Raw genomic sequence first — 3382 nt, 5'->3', positions numbered from 1 at the left:
CGTCCACCACCTTCAGCACCGGCTCGGCCACGTTCAGCAGGCCAGGCAAGCTGGGCGGCGCGGGCGGCTCGGCAAAAGGCCGGCTCGGCATCCGGTGCAGCACGGCGGGCTGCCGGCTGGCGTCACGCTGCTGCTCTTCGCGTACGGCCTGGGCAAATTCGTCGGCATCGCTGCCGGCGGCGGCGGGCAGTTCGCTATCGAGCAGGTCAGTGGCGTCCTGCAACAGCCCATCGAGGTAGGACTGCAGCGCCAGCTGCGGCTTGCTGGCAAGCGGTCGGGGTGCGTTCATCAGGCCACCTGCAATGCGTTACGGTAGGTCAACAGGTGCTTGAGCAGCGCGCGATACGCTACCAGGCCGCGGCTCTTGGGATCATGCTGGCTGGGGGTGACCCCGGCACGGCTGGCATCGCGCAAGCGCGTGTCGACCGGAATGTAGCCCTGCCAGACGTGTTCGGGATAACTGTCGCGCAGCAGCTTGAGCGTGCTCATCGAGGCCTGCGTACGACGGTCGAACAGCGTCGGCACGATCTGGAACGGCAGCGCTTGCTTGCGCGAGCGGTTGATCATGGTCAGCGTGCTGATCATGCGCTCCAGGCCCTTCACGGCGAGGAACTCGGTCTGCACGGGAATCACCAGCTGCTGGCTCGCAGCCAGCGCGTTGACCATCAGCACGCCCAACAGCGGCGGGCTGTCGATCAAGGCGAAATCATAATCCTGCCACAGCTGCGCCAGACTCTTGGCGATCACCAGGCCCAGGCCATTCTGGCCAGGCGACTGACGCTCCAGCACCGCCAGCGCGGTACTCGATGGCAACAGGGAAATACGCTCGTCACTGGTGGGCAGCAGCAACTGCCCGGGCAGGCCATCGGGGACCGCGCCCTTGTGCTGGAACAGGTCGTAGCAACTGTGCTCGAGCGCATCGGGGTTGTGCCCGAAATAGCTGGTCATCGAGCCGTGCGGATCGAGGTCGACGACGATCACGCGCTTGCCCGCCTCGGCCAGCAAGCCTGCCAGGGCGATGGTGGTGGTGGTCTTGCCGACCCCACCCTTTTGATTGGCGACTGCCCAGACTCTCATGGTGCCTTGCTTCCTCCCGGGTGGCCGACAGCCATGCCGGGAACGGTATTTTGATTCGGTGACGGAGAATTGACGTGATCAGCTGTCATTCGCCGCCGCTCCGCTCGCAGGTGCACTTTGTGTGCCAGCCCGGCGCAAGGCCGCGTCTGGCGTAGCGTTGGCGCTGCCCGTGGCGGTCAGGCTGCGGCGCACTTCAAGGTTGCGTGAAATCACCAGCACCACCCGGCGGTTCTTGGCGCGCCCGGCCGGCGTGTCGTTCGCCGCCACCGGTTGATATTCGCCATAGCCCACCGAGGCCATGCGTCCGGGGTTGACGCCATCGAGTGCAAGCAGGCGCACGATGCTCGCCGCGCGCGCCGAGGACAGCTCCCAGTTGGTCGGGTACTGCGCCGTGCGAATCGGTTGGTTGTCGGTGAAGCCTTCGACGTGCACCGGGTTGGCAAAAGGTTTCAGAATGCCCGCCACACGGTCGATGATCGAGAACGCCGCATCGCTTGGCATCGCGTCGCCACTGCCGAACAGCAGCGAGGAATTGAGTTCGATCTCGACCCACAGCTCGTTGCCGCGCACCGTCATCTGGTTGCCCGAAATCAGATCGCCGAACGCTGCCGTGACCTCGTCGGTAATGGTCTTGAGCGGGTCATTGCTGGCCTGCCCGAGCCCGGCGTCAGTCTGTTCGCTGTCCTTGACCAGCGGCTGGGCCGGCCGCACGCTGAGCGGCCGTTCCTCACCAATGGGGATGGCCCGCACGCTGCGCTCCGGGTCGTTGAACACGCCCAGCAGGGCTTCGGACACCACCTTGTACTTGCCTTCGTTGACCGAGGAAATCGAGTACATCACCACGAAAAAGGCGAACAGCAAGGTGATGAAGTCCGCGTAGGACACCAACCAGCGTTCGTGATTTTCCGGTTCTTCAACGTGGCGACGACGGCGCATGCCCTACTCCATGAAGCCTTGCAGCTTCAACTCGATCGAGCGTGGATTTTCCCCTTCGGCAATCGACAGCAACCCTTCCAGCAGCATTTCCCGGTAACGCGACTGGCGCATCACCAGCGCCTTGAGCTTGTTCGCCACCGGCAACAGGATCAGGTTGGCGCTGGCCACCCCATAGATGGTGGCGACGAAGGCCACGGCGATACCGCTGCCCAACTGCGCCGGATCGGCCAGGTTGCCCATCACGTGGATCAAGCCCATCACCGCACCGATGATACCGATGGTCGGCGCGTAGCCGCCCATGCACTCGAACACCTTGGCCGCTTGCAGGTCGCGGCTTTCCTGGGTGAGAAAATCCACTTCGAGAATGCTGCGCACCGCCTCCGGCTCTGCGCCATCGACCAGCAGCTGCAAGCCCTTGCGCGCATACGGGTCAGGTTCGATGTCGGCGACGCTTTCCAGGCCCAGCAGGCCTTCCTTGCGCGCCGTCAGGCTCCAGTTCACCACCCGGTCGATGCCGCCGGCCAGGTCGATGCGCGGCGGAAAGAGGATCCAGCGCAGGATCTGCATGGCCCGCTTGAAGGCCGACAGGGGTGACTGCAGCAAGGCCGCGGCCAAGGTGCCGCCCAGCACGATCAAGGCTGCCGGGCCGTTGATCAGCGCACCGGCATGACCGCCTTCGAGGAAGTTGCCGCCCACGATAGCCACGAACGCCAGGATCAGGCCGATCAGGCTCAGCACATCCATCAGACGCAGGCCTCGACCAGGTGCCGGCCAATGTCGTCAAGGCTGTACACCGCATCGGCCAGGTTGGCTTTGACGATGGCCATGGGCATGCCATAGATCACGCAGCTGGCTTCATCCTGGGCCCACACCGTGCTGCCGCTCTGCTTGAGCAAGCGCGCACCTTCGCGGCCGTCGGCGCCCATGCCGGTGAGGACCACCGAGAGCACCTTGTCGCCATAGGACTTGGCGGCCGAGCCGAAGGTGATGTCCACGCACGGCTTGTAGTTGAGGCGCTCGTCACCGGGAAGGATCTTCACCGTGCCGCGCGCATCGACCATCATCTGCTTGCCGCCAGGGGCCAGCAGGGCCAGGCCCGGACGCAGGATGTCGCCGTCTTCGGCTTCCTTGACGTTGATGCGGCAGAGCTTGTCGAGGCGCTCGGCGAAGGCCTTGGTGAAGGCTGCCGGCATGTGCTGGATCAGCACGATGGGCGCCGGGAAGCCAGCCGGCAGCTGCGTCAGTACCCGCTGCAGCGCCACCGGGCCACCAGTGGACGTGCCGATGGCGACCAGCTTGTAAGGCTTGCGCCGTGGCGCAGGCGTGCTGGACGCGGCCGGCGCGGCAGCACTGCGCGATGGCAACGGGC

At 65.2% G+C, this 3382-nt stretch carries 4 protein-coding genes and 1 pseudogene; all 5 read right to left on the bottom strand.

Going from position 1 to position 3382, the window contains the following annotated elements:
- Positions 1-289, bottom strand: a pseudogene (locus RT028_RS20165) (chemotaxis protein CheW); the annotation flags it as partial.
- Positions 289-1077, bottom strand: coding sequence for a ParA family protein (locus RT028_RS20160; protein ID WP_312937246.1), 789 nt, complete (start codon positions 1075-1077; stop codon positions 289-291). The pseudogene RT028_RS20165 and the gene RT028_RS20160, both read right to left, overlap by 1 nt.
- 78 nt (positions 1078-1155) lie before the next feature.
- Positions 1156-2013 (bottom strand): flagellar motor protein MotD, encoded by an 858-nt coding sequence (gene motD, locus RT028_RS20155; protein ID WP_312937244.1) that lies wholly within the window; start codon positions 2011-2013, stop codon positions 1156-1158.
- Between the two features lie 3 nt (positions 2014-2016).
- Positions 2017-2757 (bottom strand): flagellar motor protein, encoded by a 741-nt coding sequence (locus tag RT028_RS20150; protein WP_312937242.1) that lies wholly within the window; start codon positions 2755-2757, stop codon positions 2017-2019.
- Positions 2757-3382: chemotaxis-specific protein-glutamate methyltransferase CheB (gene cheB / locus RT028_RS20145; RefSeq protein WP_312937240.1), on the bottom strand; the 626-nt coding region annotated here is incomplete at its 5' end. The genes cheB and RT028_RS20150, both read right to left, overlap by 1 nt.

It is taken from the genome of Pseudomonas sp. (genome assembly GCF_032058845.1).
In the GTDB taxonomy this organism is placed as follows: Bacteria; Pseudomonadota; Gammaproteobacteria; order Pseudomonadales; family Pseudomonadaceae; genus Aquipseudomonas.
The sequence above is the reverse complement of the archived record's forward strand: the minus strand, read 5'-3'. Positions and strand labels throughout refer to the sequence as shown.

Coding starts and splice junctions, on each gene's coding strand:
- RT028_RS20160 (WP_312937246.1), bottom strand. CDS start 1,077: ATGAGAGTCTGGGCAGTCGCCAATCAAAAGGGTGGGGTCGGCAAGACC.
- motD (WP_312937244.1), bottom strand. CDS start 2,013: ATGCGCCGTCGTCGCCACGTTGAAGAACCGGAAAATCACGAACGCTGG.
- RT028_RS20150 (WP_312937242.1), bottom strand. CDS start 2,757: ATGGATGTGCTGAGCCTGATCGGCCTGATCCTGGCGTTCGTGGCTATC.